Annotated in this window: 4 protein-coding genes; 1 reads left to right on the forward strand and 3 read right to left on the reverse strand. The window is 40.3% G+C overall.

Annotated elements, in window-relative coordinates; all coding sequences use genetic code 11:
• Window position 1 precedes the first annotated feature (1 nt).
• On the forward strand, window positions 2-1,657 hold the full coding sequence (locus V7137_RS14170) for a hypothetical protein (RefSeq protein ID WP_420490130.1): 1,656 nt from the start codon (window positions 2-4) through the stop codon (window positions 1,655-1,657).
• A 43-nt stretch (window positions 1,658-1,700) separates the two neighbouring features.
• Here the strand turns inward: V7137_RS14170 and V7137_RS14175 are convergent, their stop codons facing one another.
• The 3 genes from V7137_RS14175 to V7137_RS14185 form a co-directional block, all read right to left on the reverse strand.
• Complete coding sequence (locus tag V7137_RS14175) at window positions 1,701-3,458, reverse strand: bifunctional metallophosphatase/5'-nucleotidase (protein ID WP_335698685.1); 1,758 nt, start codon at window positions 3,456-3,458, stop codon at window positions 1,701-1,703.
• 159 nt (window positions 3,459-3,617) lie between these two features.
• Complete coding sequence (locus V7137_RS14180; protein ID WP_335698686.1) at window positions 3,618-4,655, reverse strand: alpha/beta hydrolase; 1,038 nt, start codon at window positions 4,653-4,655, stop codon at window positions 3,618-3,620.
• 69 nt (window positions 4,656-4,724) lie between these two features.
• Window positions 4,725-5,723 carry a VanW family protein gene (locus V7137_RS14185; RefSeq protein WP_335698687.1) on the reverse strand — a complete coding sequence of 333 codons (999 nt, stop codon included), beginning with the start codon at window positions 5,721-5,723 and terminating at the stop codon, window positions 4,725-4,727.
• Between the last annotated feature and the right edge of the window lie 144 nt (window positions 5,724-5,867).

Below are 5,867 nucleotides of genomic sequence, written 5' to 3' on the forward strand. Positions count from 1 at the left end.
GATTATTGGGATAGCCGCAGCAGTTATTCTAATCCCAATGTTTAAACATGAACAGGCAAGGAAAAAAGACGGAAAAAAACTTAAAATCGGGCTCTTCATTGCAGTTGTAGCCATTCTTATGCTAGCTGTGTTTTTATTCTATTATTTAAGTAATCATGATAGAAATTTCACCTCGGTTTGGCCGTTAGGTATTGTTCTTACCGCTGCTGGAGCCGTATTTTCTAAAGGGGCAGAAAGAAAGATTAAAGGTATTCTCTTTCTAGCAAGTGTGGCCCTTGGGATTTATTTTTTAACTGCGTTTATATTTAATGCTGATGAAAAATATGAAGGCTCCAAGATGGATGAAAAGGTAGAGATTCAAACCTTTGATGAGAAAGAAACTCCTGCAAGTGTTCCGCCGCAGTTTGCCCGCAACAAAATGAAAAAGGCATTTGGGCAGGTACCGAACACTAGTTACTACGAGCTTGGAAACCTGCAAATTCAAAAACTGAACGGAGACTATGTATACATCGCTCCCGTGGAATTCTCGGGCTTTTTCAAATGGTGGAAAGGTGAAAGTACACCAGGCTACTTTACATTGAGTGCAACCGATTCTAGCGCTAATCCTAAATTCATTAAGTCAGAAATGATTTATACCCCTTCCTCTTATTTTAATAAAAATATAGAACGTCATATTCGCATGAAATATCCGATGAAAATTTTCTATGGTGACGTTCAATTAGAAATTGACGAGGATGGAAAACCATATTATATCCGTACCTACGGTGAATTTATTTCCGCCCGTAATGGATTTAACACTAAGGGTGTTGTCGTCGTCGATTCTAAAAGTGGCGAAATGAAAGAATTTCCTTTATCAAATGTTCCAGAATTTATCGATGGTGCAGTCTCCCCTGAAGCTGTTAGTTTGCAAAACAGCTATTACGGAAACCTCATTCATGGATTTTGGAATAGTGTATTCGGAAAGTCTGATGTGAAACTGCCCTCCGATGAAGGAACGGAGTCAAATGTAAGCCCAATCTTTGATGAAAATGGAACGATGTATTATTTCACTGATTTCACTAGTCCTAAAGAAGGGGTTGATTCCATGCTTGGGTACTCGCTGACTAACTCACGGACAGGTAAAGCAACATTCTATACTGGAAATCCAGAGCAGTCATATATGGATTCGCAAGGTGCCTTGCAGATCATTGAGAAGAAATTTATTGAAAAGAAATGGCTTGGGCAAATGCCGATTCTTTATAATTTTTATGGGGAAGCTAGTTGGTTAACACCGGTATTGGATTCAAACGGATTTCTCCAAAATTACTTTATTGTATCAGCAGCTAATCCAGAAATTTCTGTGTACGCCAGCACCCCAAATGAGGCCCTTAAACAATATAAAACCGCCTTACAAAGGGGCAAGGGCACTGTGGATGGAAATTCAAAGGCGGAAGAAAAGCAAATCAGCGGAACTGTTGTGCGAGTTTACAAGGAAAAAAGCGGAGATTTCACCGTTGTCTCATTCTTAATAAACAACCGCCAAAACTTTATCGTTTCTTCGGAAAAAGCCCCACTCTCTATCTACTTAAAAGAAGGAGATAAAGTAACCGTCCATTACTTGGACACCGGCGAAGTCTTCCTTCCTGCCAAAGATCTGGCTATCGAAGCTTTACAATAAAAATAGGGTGTCAGCACCAATTGGTGCCTGACACCCTATTTTATTACTGAGCACTCTGGATACGGTTTTGAATTTGATAAGTGAATGGTTTAGGTTGGGCTGAGATAAAGTTCACTAACGCATCAAGGTCAACGGGCCCGACTTCTTTGTTTTGGGCTTGAGTAAATACGGTAAATCCATCTCCGCCGCCAGAAAGGAAGATATTCGCTGTTACTGAATAGGATTTATTTGGATCTATTTCCGTGCCATCTGGCAACTTAATGCTCACTACTCTTTGACCGATTGATTTATTGGGATCCCAGTTATAGCTTAAACCAGATATCTGCAGCATATTGGTTTTGGTTGGACCCCATTGCTGGTTAAGCAGTGCCCTAATCTGCTGTCCAGTCATTGTCATTTTAACAAGGTCATTATTAAAGGGCTGAACTGTGTAAACTTCTCCCCAGGTAATATCACCAGGGTCGATGTCCGCTCGGATTCCGCCAGGATTCATAAAGGCGAAGTCGGTATTCATCGCCTTCCTTTGCGCATCTGCAATGAAGTCACCAAGGACGGACTCACCATTCTCATTTTGCTTAGCGGTCAGACTATTCGCTGTAGACCCGACCACCCGATTAACAATGGGTTCCACTTTTGCTTCATATCCTTCAATCATTCGTTTTATCTCTGGATCTGGCTTGATACCTTCCTGGAACGTAGTTACTATCTCTGCCGATTTTGAGACGATATCCTTAGTTTTTGGATCAATCTCGATATCCACATCTGAAAAGGCCGTGCCATAAGAATAGGATTGGACTACTAATTTATTGTCAATCATTGCGTTCATATAGGCGTGATTATGGCCGCCAAAAATGATATCCACTTCATCATCCACCCTGTTAGCAATATCGACTAACTGCCCTGTTGGATTTTCTCCATTTGGACCAGAAGTACCCGGATTATGAGCTAAGACGACAATCGCTTTTACCCCTTGTTTTTTCAACTCCGTTACATTTTGGTTTATGGCTTCTACTTCATCTGTGAACTTTAATCCCTCTACACCACTAGGGACAACTAGAGTCGGAGTCTCGGTGGTCACGACACCAATAAAGCCAATCGGCATTCCATTTACTTTGATGACTTGATAAGGTGGCAGGATTGTCTTTCCTGTTTTTTCATTGATGACATTTGCAACGATCCATGGAAAATTGGAGCCTGCAAATTTTCCAGTTTTCGGATGCGTTCCACCATTTATCAGGCGGAGCAGTTCCGTTAACCCTTCATCAAATTCATGATTACCGACGGTTCCGATATCAAAACCTAGTTTGTTCAAGATTTCAATTGTTGGTTCATCCTGTAAAAGTGCAGAAACAGGAGGGCTGGCTCCTACCATATCCCCATCCTGAACAAGAAGGGTATTTTTATTCTCTGCTTCTCGCTCTTTTAAATAGGTAGCTAAATAATCAACCCTGCCAGCTGGCTTTCCGTTTACGTTTCGGGTTACATTTAATTGTCCATGCAAGTCATTAATACCTAATAATTGAATCGGAATAAAACGATTATTCGCTGATGGTGCTTTTTTCTTTTTTGGATTATTCGTTTCCGGCCGATTGGATTTATGTCCATGATAATCTTCCGATAATCCCTGGTTTTTTGCCTTCGTTGGCTTTTGTCTGCTCGTCTCTATCGACTTCATTTGACCATTCGATGGATCAGGGTGAATAGTAACTTTAAGGTCTTTAGCTGCTGCACTTTGCTGACCTAATCCTCCTAATAATATGATTAGAGCAAAAGAAATTAACGCTTTCTTAAACCATTCCATGTAAATCCTCCTACATTTTTTTCGATGACCAATGGTATTTTTTGTTTACCAAGGAATAAATATACACATTTAAAATCATTAAAAAAGCCCCGCTACTATCTCTTCAACTACAGTCGTTGAAAAGATAATAACGGGCTTTTAATATTGAACCTTATCAAACTATACGACCAGCATTTCTGAGACTTTTTCCGCATATTCGATGATAAATTTTTCAATCTTTTTCGTATCGTCAGGATGAAACATATGGCCGGAATTGTCATACCAAACCAATTCTTTCCCAAACGGTGCCTCTAGTTCGATAAAATATTGCTCCACAGGTTGTCCGTCAACATGAACATCTTTTGCCCCGTGTAAGAAGGCAAGCGGCGTCTCTATTCTTTTTATTGTTTTAAAATTAACCTTTGCAAAATCTTCAACTAGTTCTTGGGTGTAGGTTTGATTGTAGGAGCTGTAAAGTGTATGGAAGATAGCTTTCATGGAGTATTCTGAACTATTTAAGAAGAGCTTTAAAGCACCAAGCATACCTGGATGTTTCACTTTTTCGCTTTCATAAACCATCGAATTGTATTTGATCAGGGGGCGTCGGAAATCGGTCCATTGTTTCAGTAATAGATAAGGTGGTCGTCCTAGTTCTTCTAATTTCTTCAATGTTTTCCGATCATTGGCTTTCTCGGCCCTGGCCTTTAACCAGTCAAAACAAATCATGTCATTTTCCTGCCAATTAATAATTTGCGATATGCCAATATAGGCATGAAGCTTTTCTGGGTGCCTGGATGCAATCGATAATCCAATAATGGTCCCCCATGAATGACCAGCTAAAAATACCTTTTCCTTATTAAAACGTTTCCTTAAGATATCGATTAATTCATAGCAATCGTGAATATATTGCTCGACACGAAAAGATTCTTTGGGTGTATTTTTGTGATAGGATTTCCCTGCCCCTCGCTGGTCCCAAAATACTACAATAAAATGTTTAACGAGCTCTTTAGTGGAGATGGAAACGGCAAAATTCTGACCTCGCGAAACCACGCCAGGAACCGGCATACATGGACCGCCATGAACAAATAACAATACAGGCTTCGTAACATCATCCCCCTGGATAAGGACAAACTGATCCACTCCGCCCAGCCTTATCTTTTCAACCAAATCAATTCCCTCTTCAGCAATCGTAAACTCCCGTTTCGAAAACAACCCCATAATCCTCCCTCCTTTTGTATGTTTCTTTACAAGGTGTCAGGCACCATCCAAAATGGTGACTGACACTTTTTATTGTTTTGCCATTAAAGCTTGGAAGGCTGCTGATGTTCTTACTTCGATCGTTAAGGAACCTTTTTTGTAGATGGATTTAATGAGAAATGGTGCGCCAGTTGTATTCTGAAATTTGAAGTCGGGACCTCCATAGGATACGGTGGCATCTCTGCCTGCAGGTACATAACCAACTGACAAGGAATGGTGGTGTTTTTCAATATAACTAACACCTAATTGGTCTACGGCATTAAACAAGGTAGAAGAAGTCTGGCAAATCCCACCGCCAATTCCATCAACTAATTGTTTATTAACGATTTCCTTCGCTTTTTGATATCCATGCTCGGCATCACTTGGTCCTACTGTTGTGTTAAATGAGAAAATATCTCCTGTGCCTACAATGACATTATTTATCGCTCCTGCTGACAATTCGATATTTTTTGAACGGCCGACAACCCCGCTATTAAATCTTGTCGTATAGGTTGCCACAACGACTTCTCCTAATTGGTTCACATCCTCCGGCTTATACCCGCTCTCGGTCACATAAAGAGGCAGTTCCACATCTCCTCCATTTGCAGATGCTGCAATTACCTTTTCAACCAACTCTGATTCTTCTAAAATAATCCTCGGTTTCCCTTTAATGATCTGACCTTTGGAGTCAATCTTATCCAGAACCATTCGTTGATCATAGCCATTCTTACCTTCCGTTCCTCTTGCCAAGTCGCTTGCCCACTTCTCTAGTTCCTTTTTATAAGCTTCGTTATTTGTTCCAAATCCCATATCAACTGGAAGAAAGGTTTTGATAATCGATTTCGTATTTGGATCCAGTACATTGACCGTAATCGGTTTCGGTGCTTCTTCCTTCTGGTTTTCTTCCTGTGGTGTTTGAACTGGCTTTTGCTTTGGTTCTGTGACCTTTTCCCCAACCGCCTTTTCTTTCACTGTTTTTTCTGTACAACCAGCCAACGCCATTAAACTGCAGATGACTAAAAATAAAATTACAATCGAGCGTTTTCTCATTTCCCCCAACCTCTTATCCTATATTTTCATGCTGTGACCTAGGACCTTCCAATGAAATCCATTCATTCTCCGATTTTATTCACTTGAACATGGCAATATGAGTGATAAGTTTTATTTTTATGTAAAGCTCTGTTAAACTTGCCT

The sequence above is a fragment of the Neobacillus drentensis genome, from assembly GCF_036962765.1.
Lineage (GTDB): Bacteria > Bacillota > Bacilli > Bacillales > Cytobacillaceae > Neobacillus > Neobacillus drentensis_C.